Genomic DNA, 16,141 nt, shown 5'->3' on the forward strand with positions numbered 1-16,141 from the left:
CGGACATGAGCACCGATCACGAGACCGCCCGCATCGCGCGCCAGGCCTCCCGGTACTTCGCCGGGCGCCACCGCGAAACCATCGCCCAGCGCCGCCAGCGCGAGGCATGGCTGGCGCAGGACGAACGCCATGCGCACGAGTACACCAGGATGGAGCGCCTGTGGGAGCGCCTGGGCGACGTGCCCGAGTTCCAGGCGATGCGCGAGCGCGACATGGCGCTGCTGCAGGGCGCGCCCTGGTACCGCCGCGGCTGGCCGCTGGCGGCCGCCGCAGCGCTCGGCCTGCTCTTCGGCGGCGTCTTCATGGTGGCCTGGCTCACGGCGCCGGAGCCGCTGACCTACGCCACCGAATTCGGCGAACGCCGTACGCAGACCCTTCCGGACGGCACCGCGCTGGTGCTGAACACCGGCACGGAACTGACCGTGCGCTACAGCCGTCGACACAGGCACGTCGAACTTCGCCAAGGGGAGGCGCAGTTCACCGTGGCGCACGACGCCAAGCGCCCGTTCGCAGTCCGCGTGGCCGACAGCACGGTGACCGCGCTGGGCACGCGGTTCCAAGTGAGGCGCGATGCCGAGGCCGCCAGCGTCACCCTGTTGGAGGGCAGCGTGGCGATTGAGCACCGGCAAGAGCGCCATACCCTGCAGCCCAACGAGCAGGCGTGGCTGGCCGTCGGCGCCGGCATCGTGGTCCGGCCCATTGACCCGGAGCGGGCAAACGGCTGGCTCGACGGCTGGCTGCGCTTCCGCAGCACGCCGCTTGGCGAGATCGTCGCCGAGGCCAACCGCTTCTCGGCCCGCAAGCTACGTCTCGCCGACCCTGCGCTGGCCGACGTCCAACTGAGCGGCAACTTCCGCGCCGGCGACAGCGCCTCCATCGCCGCGGCGGTGGAGCTGATCCAGCCGGTGCGCGTGGACGACAGCGGTACCGACATCGTGCTTGTGCCGCGTTGAAGCGACCTCCCAAGCCGATCCCGAGCTGACGACGCGCCCCGCGCATGCGCTACAAGTACAGCGCCCGGAACCGGTCCGGGATATCGAACAGTTCCGCCTCCAACTCCGCATCCTCGGCGATCGACAGCACCCACTCCAACAACTTCGTCTCGTCCATCGTCGCGGCGATCGCGTCGAGCGCGGCCTGGCAGTTCGCGCGCGGAAAGAACGGCGCAGGCTCGCCGGGGAAGTGCTGGTCGAGACAGTGCGACCACACCCATTCGACGCTGGGCACGCCCGGCTCGCGGAAGTTGGCGGGGGCATCGACCCGCCCGGTCAGCGCGCCGTGCGCACCCACGCACCAGACCAGCAGCTGGGCGCGCCAGTAGGGACAGGCGATGGCGAGCACCGACGCCATCCAGCCCGGTACCTCCTCGGGAACGAGATACTTCAGGTGCAGGAACAGGGACGCCGACAGGTCGCCGCTGGCGTCGTGCCATCCCCAAATGCCGCTGGGCCACTTCTGCCGCCGCAGCAGCGTCCCGAGCACGATGCGGCCGTCGCGCCAGCACGCCGGCGCCATCATCGCGCGGCCGAGGGTGACCAGCACGTCCTCCCGGAACCGGGGGTAGGACGCTTCCACGATGCCGCGGGGGTACTGTGTGATGAACGCGGTCACCGTCATCTCCAGCAGCGGCCAGAAGACCAGTTCGTGGGCGCGTGGCACCACGCGCGGCAGCAGGTAGTGGAACCACGTCTGCCACTCCTCGACCGCGCCGAAGGCGTGGGTACCGGCAGCAATGTCCTGCAGCGCGTCGTGCAGTTCGTCTGGGGGCACGGTCTCCGGGTCGCCCATCAGCGCATCGAACATGCGCCGCGTCTCGCCCATGAACCAGGATTCGCCCATCGGGCTCGCGGGCCGCGGAAAGACAGCGCACATGCGCGCCAAAGCGTCTGGGTCGGGGCCGTCGCCGGGCCGCCACGTGAAGTTGCGCGCCGAACCGTAAGGCGCCTTGCGCAATACTCGAACGATGCGCGATCGCCGCGGATCGGTGTCATCGCTCATGTCGGCCACGCTTCGCGGACAACCTCCGTCGCGGCCGCGACAGATCGGGAAGGGCAGCCCCGCCAGCGCGATCGGGTTTCCATCGGCATCGCACACCTGAGTTCGCTTCGCGTCGTTCCTTGTGCAGTGGCATCGGTCGTCTCCCGGTCAGGCATCGCATCGGGGCTGCCTTGGGACTTCACCGGCTACTTCGCCGCGTCGGACACGATCGCGATGTCCGGCTCGGCGGCGAGGATCGCGCGCACCTCCGCCAGCAACGGGTCGGGCGCCGTTGGTGCGCCCTTGGTCTGCGCCACCTGCACGAAGTGGCAGGTCTCCGGCACGCCTTCCTCCGGGAAATCGCAAGAGCACACCACGCGATAACGCCGACGATCCTGCGTGATCTCGAAGTCCCAGCCGTGGTCCTCCGCGTAGACCTCGCCGCACGCATGGCCCCGCGCGCACAGCCGCCCGTGGAGCCAGGCCGCCAGTTCGTCGCCGCCGATCATCTCGTTGATCGCATCCGGGCGCGGGGCTGCGCCGGCAAAGCGGTCGGTTTCGATCTCGAACAGATGGTGGAAGTGCCCGATCATCGTGCGCCCGGGTTCCGGTCAAGCCCGCTCGCCCATTTAAGCACCCAGATAGCCGAAGCGCGAAAAGAACGCGACCAGGGAACTCGCGCCGGTCTGACGCCTGCTCGGCCGACGCAGGAATGAACCGACCCCGTTACCGCAGCAGGGAGGGATCATCCGCTCGCACGAAGTCGAGCGCGTAGACGCGGGCGGTCCGGAAGCTCAGCCCGGAGACGCGTCCATCGGGCGTGCGCAGGACACGCACGAGATAGCCTGGCCCGATGAATCCATCCCGGACGAGCGGCTCCAGAGGCACGGATCCGTCGGGCCGGTCGATCGGCGTCATGAAGAGCTTTCCACCCCGCACCTGCAGTACGAACGCGCCCGACACCTCATCGTTCACATAGCGGCCGGCGAGTTGCGCCAGGTCGTGGGCCGCGGGGCTGGCCGGAACCTCTCGCGTAAAGGGGAGGATCTCGCCGTCGCGCAGGTGGCGCTCGAGCCCCATCGGGGTGAAGCGCAGTTCACCGCTACCGAGCCGGTAGCGCCCCGCAGCGAGGTATTCGAGGGCCATGCCGGATGCGGTCCGCAATTGCCCGTCGGCTGTCTCGATCCTGAGGATCTCGAACGGCCCCTCGGCCACGTAGAGACCGGGGCGCGAGCGCAGTTCCTCGGCGGGTGGCGACGCTAGTGGGTCGAGCGGCTTCGGCGGGACGAACAGGCTGGCGATCCTGCGGACCTGCGTGTCGGGTCCGACCGTGCGGCCATTGCAGAGCATGACGATGGCGAGATCCTGTCCGGGATAGCGGCCCGCCCATGCCTGATACCCATTGGTCCCGCCATTGTGGAAGACCTCGCGTTCTCCGCGATAGGTGCCGAGCACCAGTCCCCGGCCATAGGCGGAACGGCGCCCGTCGTCGAGCCTCGCAGGCTCCGAGAGCTTGCTGGTGACGAAGCGCCCGAGCGTGCCGCGATCGAGCGCCTCCTCCCATTCGAGCAGGTCGCCGAGCGTCGTCAGCATGCCGCCGCTGCCGTAGGCGTTCTCCATCGGGAGCCCGAGAACGAAGCGATCGCCGTCCCGGACATAGCCGACGGCCCGGTTGGCCACGATCCGTCGATAGTCGTCGCGCCACCCCGAATGCGCCATGCCGAGCGGAGCGAAGATGCGCTCTCGGGTGAAGTCGGCCAGGCTCTTCCCGGTCGCGCGCTCGACGATGACGGCGAGCAGGTTGTAGCCCGTATTGGTGTAGGAGAAGCGCGCTCCCGGAGGGTGGTTGAGCGCGCGTTGCCGCGAGGCGATCAGCAGCGCGTCGGTGTTGGAGTAGACCCGCGAGTAGCGTGGCCATCCATTGAAACCGACCAGATCGCTCCAGTCGCGAAGGCCGCTGGTATGCGTGAGCAGATGGTCGATGGTGATCGGAACGCCGTAGTCCGGCATCTCGGGGAGATACCCGCGAATGTCGTCGCCAAGCGACAGCCGCCCGTCCTCGACCAGCATCAGCACCGCCGCGGCAGTGAACTGTTTGGCGACCGAACCGCTCTCGAAGACCGTGTCCACCGTGACCGGAACGGCACGTTCCAGGTCGGCCATGCCGTAAGCGCGAAGGTCCGGCGCGTTGCCGCCCTGGCGAATGCCCACCGCGCAACCCGGCCGATCCGGCCCGGTCCAGTCGGCGAACGCGTCGTCGATCGGATCCGCATGCGCCGGGGCAGCGATTATCGCGGTGCACAGCGCGGCCAGGACGATGCGGTGCATCTTGATCCCCAAGGTTTGCGAGTGAGGCGACTGCGTCCGGATGCCGACCGCCTTCACCGTTGATTTATGAAAATAGTTGCGCAATAATTTTTATATGTCAATGATCGCGCGCAACAGTGCTCCAGCCACCTCCGAAAACGGGATGCCGGATTTCGTCGAAACGCTGGGGCCGGCCTTCCTTGCCCACCTCCTCCGGAGGCTCTCGGACGAACTGGTGGAAGCGGACCGGCAGTGGCATGCGGAAGCCGGGATCAGGAACCCGCCACGCACCTCCTCGACACTGCTCGCGCTCGATGCCAAGGGGCCGATGTCGGTGACCGCGTTGGCGGCGATGCTGCGCCAATCGCACCAGTTGGTGATGCAGTGGATACGCACGCTGCAGGCGGAAGGGCTGGTCGAGAGCAGGCGCGACCCGTCGGATGCGCGACGCACGCTGATTTCCTTGACGCGGGCCGGCCGCGAGCAGTTGCCTGCGCTCCGACACACCATTGCGGCGGTCGAACACGCGACACGCGCGTTGATCGATGAAATCGCTCCGGGGATCTACGACGACCTGTGGAACATCGAGCGCGAACTGAGACGCGAGCCGTTCGTCCAGCGCATCAGGAATGCCGGAAGCACGCGCTGACAAGAAGCTGGCGATCCATGCTTTTATGCGAAGAAGGGGGCTGGTGAACCTGATGCCTACTCAGGTGGCTCGAAGCAGCTCCGCAGGCGCGACCAACGGACCGCCTCCTGCATCTCTACTGGAAACACGCCACGCCCGCCAAGGTGATCTGCGGCTGGTCCAGCACGTACGGTCAGGTGCAACACGACGGCCTCGGGACGAAGCAAGAGGGTCATCGGGCGCGAAGACCTCTAGGAGTTGAGTTTCGGATCTTCCAGGAAAACGTGCCGTCTTACCGGAGTCACCATGTCAAATCTCAGGATGTTCCTCGCTTGCATGTTGCTGGGTGTGGTTCCATCGATTGCAGCGCAGCAAACGCGCTCGCCGGGTGAAGCGGAAGCCGTCAACGAAATCAGCGGGGGCGAATCGCTGACCGGGGCCTTCCTTCAACTGCCTCGAGGAGAAGGCCCGTTTCCGGCAGTCATCGTGCTGGGCGGCAGTGAAGGCGGCGACAGCACGGCCCGCGAAAAGGCACCACTGTTTCTGAAGGAAGGCTACGCGGTGTTGGGCCTGCCGTACTACTCACCGGCCTATCCCGGGCGCGCCCCGCAGTTCGCCGAGTTGCCACGCGCATTCCACGACATCCCTATCGATCGGCTGGAAACCGCACGCGACTGGCTGCGCGCCCACCCGCAGGTGGACGAGGATGCCATCGGGATCTACGGCGTCTCGAAGGGTGCGGAGTTCGCGCTTGCAGGAGCCAGCCTGATCGACGGCTTCCATGCCGTCGCCGCGATCGTGCCGAGCGACGTCATCTGGGAAGCCTGGGGGCCGGCGACGGTCGGCGGTGAGAGCAGCGGTTTCAGCTGGCGGGGCGAACCACTGCCGTTCGTGCCCTACATCGGGATGAACGAGGAGATCGCGAAGTTCGCCCGGCCCGGCGAGACCCCGCGTCTGCGCACGCCGCACGATGCCGGTCGGCATGCCAATCCCCACGCCGTGCCGGCCGCACGCATCCGCGTCGAGCAGATTGGCGCGCCCGTCCTGGTGGCAGGGGGCGATGCGGACAGTATCTGGGCCTCGGGCGAGATGGCGCAGTCCATTGCCGAGCGCCGCTCTGAAGCGGGGCTGGACACCGTGTGCTGGTGTTCACCGAAGCCGGTCACGGTCTGTCGGGAACTGGCGAGCAGAACCCGGAAGGGAGCTTTCAGTACAACGATGCCGACCTGGCTGCGCAGTCCGAGATCTGGCCAGCCACGCGCGTCTTCTTTGCCAAGCACCTGAAGGGGCAGGGACCGGCGGACGATTGAAGTGCGTCAATCTTGGCCTGGCCGTTTCATGCCTGCCGCACCCAGGGCACGAGGTGCTGCATGTAGTCGCGCTTGCCGATGTCCAGCCCACCGGTGCGCAGGATGGCGTAGGTCGTGACCAGGTGGAAGTAGAAGTTCGGGATCAGGAACTCGTGGACGTACGCGCTGCCCGGCAGGTCGGCATGCAGCCCCGGTCCCAGGTCGATGCGCGCGATCTCGTCGAGCTTGACGTCGTTCGCCGCGACGGCATGGACGCGCTGCCGTGTGTCGTCAATGTACCTGCACGCCTGGTCCACGGAGGCCACCTCGGGATCGAGGTTATCGGCCGGCCGGCCGTCGCACCACAGCGCGAAGTTGCGCGGCTGGTTGCAGGTGAAGGCGATCTGCGCGCCGAGGGGGTGCATGTCCGGCGCGAGCCGATTCGACAGGAACGACGTGTCGTCGCCGAAGTGCGCGGTCGCCTTGTCCAGAAGCTGGCGCAGGGTGTCCAGGCGGGAGGCGAACACGGACTGCACGTCGGCGATGGCAGTGGTCATGGCGCGGCCCTGGCTGGTCGGTTGGGACAAGCCTACTGCACGTGCGGAGGTGGAGATGCCACGCTGCCGCCGCTCCGGGCGTCGCAGCGTCGCGCGCTACCCTGCCATCGGTCATGGTTGACGACAGCTGTAGTCAGGGTCTAGCCTGACGACACGTGTAGTCAACAGGTCGTGCCCATGTCGAAGAAGAGCATCGGCGATCAGGAACTGGCCTTGCTCCAGTACGTCGGACAGCAGGGCGCATCGTCGGTCCGCGACGTGGCCGCCGGGTTCGGCGAGGCGCGTGGGCTGGCGCGCTCAACCGTGCTGACGATGATGGAACGGCTGCGCGCCAAGGGGTATCTCCGGCGTCGGCAGGCCGATGGCGTCTACCGCTATTCGGCGACTGCAGGCGAGGGCGACGTGGTGCGGGGCGCGGTGGGCGCCTTCGTGGAGAAGACGCTGCAGGGCTCGGTGAGCCCGTTCGTCGCCTGGATGTCGCGGCGCGGCACGATTACCGACGAGGAACTGGCCGAGCTCGAGGCGCTGGTGGCCACGCTGAAGTCCGGACGGGAGGACTGACATGGACCTGATCGTAACGGTCGTGCTGGAACGGCTGCTGGCGACCAGCGTGCACACCGCTGTCTTGGCGGGCATTGTTTGGGGCATCTGCCGCAGCCTGCCGGACCTGCCGCCGGCGGCGCAGTGCTGGCTGTGGTGGCTGGTCGCGCTGCAGGCAGTGCTGGGGCTGTTCATGCCGATCGAACTGGCCTGGCTGCCGGCAGCGGCGGTGCCCGCCGTCGAACCTATCCTGGTACATGCGGCGGCCGCGCCGGCCGGCGGACTGTCCGTGGCGCCCGCACCCACGGGCGCCGGAGTGTCGTGGCCGGTCATCCTGGCGTCGCTCTGGCTCGCCGGCGTACTGACCCTGTGCGTGGCGACGCTGCGCGAATGGCGCAACGGTTGGCGCCTGCTGGCGCGCTCGATGCCGTGCACGGACGCGGCGCTCACCCGGGCGCTGACCCTGGCCGCGCGTGCGCACGGCCTGCGCCGCGCCCCCGAACTGCGGATGTCCGGTTGCGTCGACTCGCCGCAGCTCATTGGTCCGCTGCACCCGGTCCTGTTGCTTCCCGCCGGCACGCTGCTGGACGACGACGAGCTGGACATGGCGCTGACTCACGAGCTGGTGCATCTGCAGCGCGGCGACCTGTTGTGGGGCTGGGTCCCGTCCCTGGCCCGGCACCTGTTCTTCTTCCACCCGCTGGTGCACCTGGCAGTACGTGAGTACGGCATCGCCCGCGAGGCCGCCTGCGACGCCGCCGTGGTGGCCGGCAGTGCCCGCAGCCGCCACGACTACGGACAGCTGTTGGTCCGGCTCGGCGTCGCGCCGCAGCCCCACGGCGGCTTGGCCAGCGCCTCGCCGACCTTCCGCAGCCTCAAGAGGAGATTGACCATGCTTCAGAATGCCTCCGCCTTTCCGCGCGCCGGCGCGATCGCGCTCGTCGCCGCCGTGGCCGTCGCGGGCGTGTTGCCGCTGCGGCTGATCGCCGCGCCGGCGGCCGATACGCACACGTCGACGTCGACATCAACTTCCACTTCCACTTCCACGTCGGCGTCCGGCTCGGAGAGCGGATACGCCTATTCCTTCTCGTCCTCGCGCAACACGGACCGTTCGTTCGTACGCATTCGCGATGGCCGCCACGGTGCCGTCATCAGTGGCTCCTCCGACGAGATCGAGAGTGCCCGTCGGAGCATCGGCGATCAAAGTGACGGCTTGTGGGTCCGTCGTGGCGACGATCGCTACGTGATCCGCGATCGCGGGTTGCTGCAACGGTTCGACGCGCTGTACGAGCCCGTGACCCGCATCGGTGGAGAGCAGGGCGAGCTGGGCCGCCAGCAGGGCGAGCTGGGCCGGCGTCAGGGCGAATTGGGGAGCGAGCAAGGCGAGCTCGGCCAACTGCAGGCGCGTATCGCGCTCGTAGCGGCGCAGCGCGCCCTCGACGGCGATCGTGCCAGCGCGTCGGCCGCCGAGCGCCGCGAGCAGAGCGAACTGCGCACCCGCCAGAAGGCACTGGGCGAACAGCAGGCAGCGCTGGGGCGCCAGCAAAGCGAACTGGGCCGGCAGCAGAGCGCGCTCGGCGAACGTCAGCGCCAGGCCAGCGCCCGGGCCGACACGCAGGTGTGGCAGTTGATCGACGAGGCAGTGGCCGGCGGACGGGCGGAGCGGGCGTCGCGCTGAGGCACCGGCGCGTCGGGCCGCTTCCGGGCGGCCTGCCGGCGCACGGCCTCAGGCGCCGGTTGCGAGGTCGAACATCTCTTGGGCCTGGTGGAGATCGATCCTCGCGTAACTCCGCCGCTCGATCGACGCCAGCGCGGCGCGCCAGTGCGCTGTCGTACCGACGCCCCGGGCGGCCTCGCTGATCGCTAGGGCGCAGCCGTACCGTTCTATCGCAGTGTACGGGGTCACGCCCTTGCGATAGACGTAGTAGACGCCGCTTCCGCACGCGTACAGGACGAACTGCATGGATGCTGTTCCTTAGCGTCCGGCAGTCTTGCGGAGTCCGAGGACGGCCGTCAACCGGTGCCGTCGGGTCGCGGAGCGCTATTGCGCCTCCAGCAGGTGGTGGAAGCGTCCCATCATCGCGCGCCCGGTTCCGGCCGAGGCCGCCCGGCACAGCAGATCGCCCGATCCCCGGCCGGGGTTGGGGTTCCGCGTTCGCGTGTCATCAGTCTTTCCTTGAGGGCGCATCCGGCACTCCCGCCGGCGCCGAAAGGGGAGAGCACACGACATGCGTAGCGGAACCATACGGCATGGCCAGGGCGGCAACGCCCTCCTGCACGCCACGCTGGCCCTGGCGATCGTCGCGTGCCTGCCCGTGCCGGCGGCGGCGCAGGCGCAGGCTCCGTCGCCGCAGGTGGCTGCGGACTACAACATTCCCGCGCGCGATCTGGCCGGCGCACTGGACAGGTTCAGCACGCAATCGGGCATCCAGATCATCTACCAGCCGGAACTGGTCGCCGGCAAACAGACCCAGGCGCTGATCGGCCGGCTGGGGTGGCGCGACGCGCTGGACGCGCTGCTGCGTGGGAGCGGTCTGGAGTACCAGCAGGCCAACGCTGCCACCGTCGTCATCCGGCGCGCGGAGCAGGCGCCCGAGCGGCCCACTGCTGAGCCAGCGCCTTCGCGGCAGCCGGCGGGTGCCGCGCGGCAGGAGGCGCCGGCTCCGGACATCCAGGGGATGACCGTGACCGGGACGCGCATCCGGGGCGGCGAGACGCCATCGCCGGTGGTCACCATCGGGATCGAAAACATCCGCGAGGAAGGTTTCTCCGATCTGGGAGAGGTTATCCGCTCCGTACCTCAGAACTTTAGTGGCGGGCAAAATCCTGGTGTCGCCGCAGGCGCGACGACGGGTGCTGGCGGCATCGCCAATCAGAACATCACAGGTGGATCGGGCCTGAATCTGCGCGGTCTGGGGCCCGACGCCACGTTGACGTTGCTCAATGGCCAACGGATGTCCTACGGCGGCTTCGTGCAGGCGGTCGATATCAGCGCAATCCCGGTCGAAGCTGTGGATCGGATCGAGATCGTCGCCGATGGCGCCTCCGCGATCTACGGCTCCGACGCGGTGGGCGGCGTGGGCAACGTGATCCTCAAGCGCGACTTCCAGGGCGTGTCCGTCGGCACTCGCTACGGCACGGCGACCGATGCGGGCATGACGACTCGCGAACAAAATCTTACCGCGGGGACTACATGGGCCACGGGTGGCGTGATCGCAACGTTCAAGCACGCGAAGATTGATCCGATTAATGCAGCCGACCGCGACTACACCGCGCACTTGTTCGAACCGACCACCATCTATCCGGGCAGCCGCCTGCGCAGCGGATTGCTCAGCGCCCATCAATCGTTAGGAGCGAGTGTCGAGCTGAGGCTGGACATGCTGCGAACTGAGCGTGACCAGCGCTACTACAGCTGGTATCCGGGGATATCGGCCTACTACAACGATTTCGCGCCCGAGACGTCGACAACCTTGATGTCTCCGATGGTCAACGTCGCCCTGTCGAGAGGCTGGACGCTCTCGTTGAGTGGGACCTTGGGCAAGGATGAGCACAATCAGTACGAGTCGAGCATCACGGCTGCGACTGGGGAAGTGAACCTCGTAACCAACGACTGCTATTGCAACAAGAGCCGTGTCTACGAGGTCAGCGCCGAAGGCCCGCTGTTTGCGCTACCGGGCGGCGACGCACGGGTTGCCATAGGTGCCGGACGCAGGACGAACGAGTGGATGCAGTTCAACTACGTTACCGATACCGCGAACATCCAAGGGAACGAGGGAAGCCGTTTCGGCTACGCCGAAATCCACCTGCCGCTGGTTGCGCCAGACACGCCGGCCGCAGGCTTCCATCGACTCGCCTTGACGGCTGCCGTTCGCGGCGAAGACTACGACACCTTCGGCAACGTCGCCACACCTAAGCTAGGGCTGATCTACGGCCCCAGCGCGGACATCACGATAAAGGCTTCCTGGGGCAGGTCGTTCAAGGCGCCAACGCTCTGGCAGCGTTACGGGGCCAGTCCGGCATTCCTCGTGCCGCCGATCTGGTACGGAGGCGTTGGCTATCCCGCTGAAGCCACCGTTCTGATCCTTGGAATGGGTAACCCAGATCTGGGTGCCGAACGTGCACGCACCTCTACGGCGTCCATGGCCTTTCATCCCGAGACGCTGCCCGGCTTGGAAGCGGAGCTGACATGGTTCGACATCGACTACACAGACCGCGTGGTCCAGCCCATCACCGACTACAACGTACCGATACTGACTTGGCCTGCCTATGCCCAGTTCATCCAGTTCTCGCCGCCCGCGGACCGTCAGGCGCAGGTGATTGCCGCTGCCGACTATTTCTTGAACGCTACTGGAGCCCCCTACGATCCCGCCAATGTCGTCGCGATCATCGATCCCCGCTACGTCAATGCCAGCCGGCAGCGGATCAAAGGTCTCGATCTGACGGGTTCGTATCGTTTCGACCTCCGCACCGGGCGGCTGACCTTTCGCGGTTCCGCCAGTTGGCTAAACAGCACGCAGCAGATCGGGGTTGATCAGCCGAGTTACGACTTGGCCGGTGTGCTTTACAACCCGGCACGGCTCAACAGCCGCTTCGGTGCAGTGTGGGCGCAAGGGGGATTCACTGCCTCCACTTTTGCCAACTACACCGGCGGTGTCACCAACACCGCCGAAGGCGAGAAGACGGGTTCGTTCACTACGATCGATGCCACGCTGCGCTATGCCGCGGAAGCTAGGGCCGGCAGATGGCCGAGCTGGGACATCGCACTGTCGGCGCAGAACCTGCTGAATCGGTGGCCGCCTCTCCATGCTGCCGGCGACCCTTCTTATTGGGCCCCCTACGACTCGACCAACTACTCGGCCATTGGCCGTTTCCTCAGCCTGTCCGTTGCCGCCCACTTTTGATTGCCATGCCCGCGTGGGCGCCCGTGGCTTCCCTTGGTCGATCCGTCGATTCCTGATGGTCGCCCCATGCGCCGGCCTGCATTAGCAAATCTGAGATATCCATGCCTACACGAATTATTCTCTCAACGGCGCTCATCGTATGCGTCGCGCTCGTTGCATCCTGCCATTCGGCGTACGCAGAGCCAATCTCGCCCCGCCGACTGGTGGAGATCGCCGACTTCAGTCCGCCAGCTGTTTCGCCGGATGAAACGCGCGTTGCGTTTCGACTTCAACAGGCTGCTATAGAGCGCAACGCATACGACACCGCTTGGTACGTGCAGTCGATGGATGGAGCCTCGCCACCAGTCCGTGTGGCGGATGGCGGAATTCCGCTGCGCAGCTCTTCTGGTGCAGTTGTGCCTGCTCCTACCGCTGCCTGGTCGCCTGATGGCCGATGGATCTACTTCCGTGCACTGGTGGGTGGCAGGATCGACGTTTGGCGCGCGGCAGTGGATGGGTCGGGGGCTGAGCCTCTGACACTCGATGCAGCTGATGTGCGCGACTTCTTGCTCAGCGCCGATGGCGCAGTTTTGAAGTACAGCGTCGGTGCGACAAGGGAAGAAGTGTTCGCCGCGGAGGAGGCGGAGTACAACAGCGGCATCCGCATAGACGAGCGCGTCCCCATCGGCCAGGGCCTGTTTCGCTCCGGCAACATCAATGGACGGTTGGAAACACAGCGCTTCACCCGAGGGGAGCTATGGGAGCGTGCCGCTTTACTGGCGGACGTTCCGGATCGCTGGAAGGCGGTCGATCTACACGCCCGTACGGTGCGTACGCTACCATCCTCTGAACAGCCCCCAATGCCCTTGGGTGCGTCGGATCTTGCGGCCGCCGTCGGTCAGCCGTCGCTAGTAGTAGCCGACACGCGCAGCGGCCGCATCGCATTGCTGAAGCAGATGGACGATGCAGATCTGCCTGGTAGGGGCCATGTGCAGTTATCCATGCTGCCGCATGCACGAGCCCGCCAACCAGTGGTGTGTACCGCAGAGCAATGCAGCGATCGGGCGATCAGAGGAATCCAGTGGCGACCGTCCAGCGACGAAGTGCTGTTCACTGTCAGTGATCCGCAGCGGGGCTTCGCTCAGTCGATACATCGGTGGAATGTGCTGACTGGTGAAGTGCATACAGTCGTTCATGCCGACGGGCTGCTCAACGGTGGTCGCTTCCGTGACGCGAAGTGCGGTGTATCGACGAAGGCAATTGCGTGCATCGCAGACGATGCGAGCGGTCCCCCTCGGCTGGAGCGTATCGAGATCGCGACCGGACAACGCATAGTGCTGTTCGAACCCAACAAGGCCCTCGCGACGGATATGGCGGCTCTGTCACCCCAATTGCTTCGCTGGACCGACACGCTTGGGCAGGAGTTCACGGGCTGGCTCTTTCCGGCATTGGAAGCCGATGGTGCCCCGCCTCCATTGTTCGTCACCTACTATGCTTGCAGTGGATTTATGCGTGGCGGCGTAGGCGACCAGTGGCCACTGCCTTCTTTTGCCGGATACGGAATCTCCGCCTTGTGCATCAACGGGCTTCCGCATCGCGATGATGCGATCGCGCGCTACGATGAAGGTCTGTCGGCGGTACAGAGCGTCGTCGAACTTCTGGCCTCAAGCGGGCGAATCGATCCGGCGCGTGTCGGCATGGGCGAGTTGAGTTTCGGCAGCGAGGTTTCGATATGGGTTGCGACTGAATCAGATCTGCTCAGCGCCGTATCGGTCACTTCGCCGGTGATCAGCCCGCTCTACCACGTGTTTGGCAGCCTGAAAGGCGAAAGCTTCACCACGGGTCTGAGAAGCTACTGGCAACTGGGCGCTCCTGATGAAACGCCCGAACAATGGGAGCGATTGTCGCCGACATCCAAGTTGGACAGGTTTCGTGCGCCCGTACTCATGCAAATGCCTGAGCAAGAGTACATCTATGCCCTGGACTACGCGATTCCGCTAATCCGCGCTGCTCGGGCCGATCTTTATGTCTTCCCGCACGAACCACACGTGATGCACCAGCCCAGGCACCTGCTGGCTGCGAATGAGCGGAATCTTGACTGGTTTCGCTTCTGGTTGCAAAGCGTGGAAGATGACGATCCTCGGAAGACTGCGCAGTACGAACACTGGAGGCGGATGCGTGCTGCGGCTCAGTAGCGCCGTTTCGTGAGCTGGGAAGCTGCGGCGCCTAGCTTTGATGGCGCAGCCAGTTCTCGATCACACATAGGTCGAAGATTCGTATGAACGTTTCGTCTCGTGGCCGAGGCGTGCTCGCAACAAAGCGTGTAAGGGACTGTCCGTCCAGCAAGCCACGCGCTTCCAGTTCGCCCGTCAACAGAAAGTCAAGCATGTGGGACCGTCTCCGCTTGAACACTGCACCGCAGTACTGGAGAAAGTCGCCCTTGCTCCGGCGTGCATGGATGGCCATTGGTAGCTTGTCGGCGAACGCAGATCTTGCAACGGCGCGGTTTTTTCCTCCGCGAATCGCCATCCAACTTGGGACCCGCAGACATGACTCCAGCACAGGTTGGGAAAGCAGCGGCAATCGCAGGTATCGCCGCTGACCGCGAGCAGCGCCTTCTCGAAACACTGACGTGCCGGCCAATGTGGCGATTCGCTCTCGATCACCGGGAAGCGCATCAGTGGCCCCGTCCAGCCATGGGTGCGGATCGGGTGTAGCGGTAATCGCGCTTGGGTCGAGAAACGATGCATCCGAAGTCCAGGGCGGCTTTGGGGGCCGCGTCAGCTTCCGCAGTGTCAGCCGTCCCGCTTTCCAGACAGTACATCCGTGCAGCTCTGAAAGGTCTCGGATGGCGGCCATTCCATGCCGCAACCCTCTTTCTCTGAATGCGTCGGCGGCGGGCGAAGCGTTGCCCAGCAATCCGAAAACCGTGTCGCCACCTCCGCCCGAGTAGTAGGAGGCCATACCGTGTTCGTCGCAAACCTGTTCCGTGGCTTCGTTGATCGCGTACTGAAGCGCATTGATGCGCGGCCTGACCAGATACGGTGGTGGAGGGAAGTCGAAGCTTGCTAAACCGACATCCAGTGTTTTAGTTCGTAACTCCACACCCAGCCTGTTGGCCGCCAGGCTCGCATAATGCCGTTCGTCCGCATCGGGTTGCGGGCTGACCAGTGTGCAACACTCGACGTCCGCCGCCGTGTCACTCAGGCAGGCTGCGATGATCGAGGAGTCCAGACCTCCCGACAGTTCCAACAAGATCGATCGATCCACGTCCGCCCAGGCGCCGACAACAGATTGAACCGTGCTGCGGACCTCGGCGGCGGCCGCTTCTGGTTCTGTATGTCTGTTGCCTCTTGCCACGCACGTCCATGGAGACCAGTCCAGCCCCGTCGTGGACCCAGACCTTCGGATATGTAGCGAGCAGCCAGGCAGAAGCTCCTTTACGCCGAGCAAAGCAGTGTGTTGGCTCGTCCAGTGAGAATAGTTTAACTCCAATGCAACGGCGTCCCAGTCGACACGGCGGCGGTATCGGCCCAGCGCTGTAGCGAGCGAAATGTCAGACGTGACGAAGCCACGCCCATCGTCGAGTGAGTACACGCAGGGAACCGCACCCGATGGATCGCGTGTGACGCTGAAGCCGCACTCCTCACCAGCGTTCGGCCAGATGAGCAGGTACTCGCCCCAACACTGATCGAACAGGTGCTTCAGACATTCGGCGTGGCATCCGAACGCTGGCAGGAAGGCGCCGTCGCTGAAGCGCTTGCCATTCCGGGTAAACAGGTGTCCGACGAGGAGGCCGCCGCCGGGAATCTTGAGGACGAGAGTCGTCTCGGCGGTAAAGACGCTGATCTGTAAATTGGAGAACCGCAGAAGTATCGCCTGCTCCGTAAGAGCAGCCACTTCCTCTTCAGGCGCCATCCTTGATCCGCGCTGACTGTCTCCTTCTACAAGAATAATGTAACG

General features: G+C 65.6%; 13 protein-coding genes. 7 read left to right on the top strand and 6 right to left on the bottom strand.

All coding sequences use genetic code 11. From position 1 onward, the window contains the following. The first annotated feature begins 5 nt into the window (after window positions 1-5). On the top strand, window positions 6-953 hold the full coding sequence (locus LDO26_RS00625) for a FecR family protein (protein WP_232129131.1): 948 nt from the start codon (window positions 6-8) through the stop codon (window positions 951-953). A gap of 49 nt (window positions 954-1,002) precedes the next feature. On the opposite strand, the gene LDO26_RS00630 is transcribed toward LDO26_RS00625, so the two are convergent. From LDO26_RS00630 to LDO26_RS00640, 3 genes are all read right to left on the bottom strand, one after another. Continuing rightward, the gene (locus LDO26_RS00630) at window positions 1,003-1,839 is read right to left on the bottom strand and encodes a hypothetical protein (protein ID WP_232129132.1); all 837 of its coding nucleotides are present in this window, start codon (window positions 1,837-1,839) and stop codon (window positions 1,003-1,005) included. Between the two features lie 344 nt (window positions 1,840-2,183). Further along, window positions 2,184-2,570 (bottom strand): hypothetical protein, encoded by a 387-nt coding sequence (locus LDO26_RS00635; RefSeq protein ID WP_232129133.1) that lies wholly within the window; start codon window positions 2,568-2,570, stop codon window positions 2,184-2,186. A 133-nt stretch (window positions 2,571-2,703) separates the two neighbouring features. Further along, the gene (locus LDO26_RS00640; protein WP_232129134.1) at window positions 2,704-4,389 is read right to left on the bottom strand and encodes a serine hydrolase domain-containing protein; all 1,686 of its coding nucleotides are present in this window, start codon (window positions 4,387-4,389) and stop codon (window positions 2,704-2,706) included. 10 nt (window positions 4,390-4,399) lie between these two features. Here LDO26_RS00640 and LDO26_RS00645 point away from each other — a divergent pair, with 10 nt between their 5' ends. After that, window positions 4,400-4,933 (top strand): MarR family winged helix-turn-helix transcriptional regulator, encoded by a 534-nt coding sequence (locus LDO26_RS00645; RefSeq protein WP_232129135.1) that lies wholly within the window; start codon window positions 4,400-4,402, stop codon window positions 4,931-4,933. Between the two features lie 285 nt (window positions 4,934-5,218). Next, window positions 5,219-6,196 (top strand): acyl-CoA thioester hydrolase/BAAT C-terminal domain-containing protein, encoded by a 978-nt coding sequence (locus tag LDO26_RS00650; protein WP_232129136.1) that lies wholly within the window; start codon window positions 5,219-5,221, stop codon window positions 6,194-6,196. 52 nt (window positions 6,197-6,248) lie between these two features. Here the strand turns inward: LDO26_RS00650 and LDO26_RS00655 are convergent, their stop codons facing one another. Beyond that, window positions 6,249-6,788, bottom strand: a complete 540-nt coding sequence (locus tag LDO26_RS00655) for a DUF1993 domain-containing protein (RefSeq protein ID WP_232129137.1) — start codon at window positions 6,786-6,788, stop codon at window positions 6,249-6,251. Between the two features lie 147 nt (window positions 6,789-6,935). Here LDO26_RS00655 and LDO26_RS00660 point away from each other — a divergent pair, with 147 nt between their 5' ends. After that, window positions 6,936-7,319, top strand: a complete 384-nt coding sequence (locus LDO26_RS00660) for a BlaI/MecI/CopY family transcriptional regulator (protein WP_232129138.1) — start codon at window positions 6,936-6,938, stop codon at window positions 7,317-7,319. A gap of 1 nt (window position 7,320) precedes the next feature. Next, on the top strand, window positions 7,321-8,976 hold the full coding sequence (locus LDO26_RS00665; RefSeq protein ID WP_232129139.1) for a M56 family metallopeptidase: 1,656 nt from the start codon (window positions 7,321-7,323) through the stop codon (window positions 8,974-8,976). A 48-nt stretch (window positions 8,977-9,024) separates the two neighbouring features. Here LDO26_RS00665 and LDO26_RS00670 read toward each other — a convergent pair whose 3' ends face one another. Continuing rightward, window positions 9,025-9,261, bottom strand: a complete 237-nt coding sequence (locus tag LDO26_RS00670; RefSeq protein WP_232129140.1) for a hypothetical protein — start codon at window positions 9,259-9,261, stop codon at window positions 9,025-9,027. Between the two features lie 265 nt (window positions 9,262-9,526). Here LDO26_RS00670 and LDO26_RS00675 point away from each other — a divergent pair, with 265 nt between their 5' ends. Both LDO26_RS00675 and LDO26_RS00680 read left to right on the top strand, forming a co-directional pair. Continuing rightward, window positions 9,527-12,199, top strand: a complete 2,673-nt coding sequence (locus LDO26_RS00675; protein WP_232129141.1) for a TonB-dependent receptor — start codon at window positions 9,527-9,529, stop codon at window positions 12,197-12,199. Between the two features lie 101 nt (window positions 12,200-12,300). Further along, a complete protein-coding gene (locus LDO26_RS00680; RefSeq protein ID WP_232129142.1) occupies window positions 12,301-14,373 on the top strand; it encodes an Atxe2 family lasso peptide isopeptidase in 2,073 nt (690 codons plus the stop codon). Between the two features lie 31 nt (window positions 14,374-14,404). Here LDO26_RS00680 and LDO26_RS00685 read toward each other — a convergent pair whose 3' ends face one another. Continuing rightward, window positions 14,405-16,096, bottom strand: a complete 1,692-nt coding sequence (locus LDO26_RS00685) for an asparagine synthase-related protein (RefSeq protein WP_232129143.1) — start codon at window positions 16,094-16,096, stop codon at window positions 14,405-14,407. Window positions 16,097-16,141 lie beyond the last annotated feature (45 nt).

The organism is Proluteimonas luteida (assembly GCF_021191695.1).
In the GTDB taxonomy this organism is placed as follows: Bacteria; Pseudomonadota; Gammaproteobacteria; order Xanthomonadales; family Xanthomonadaceae; genus Luteimonas; species Luteimonas luteida.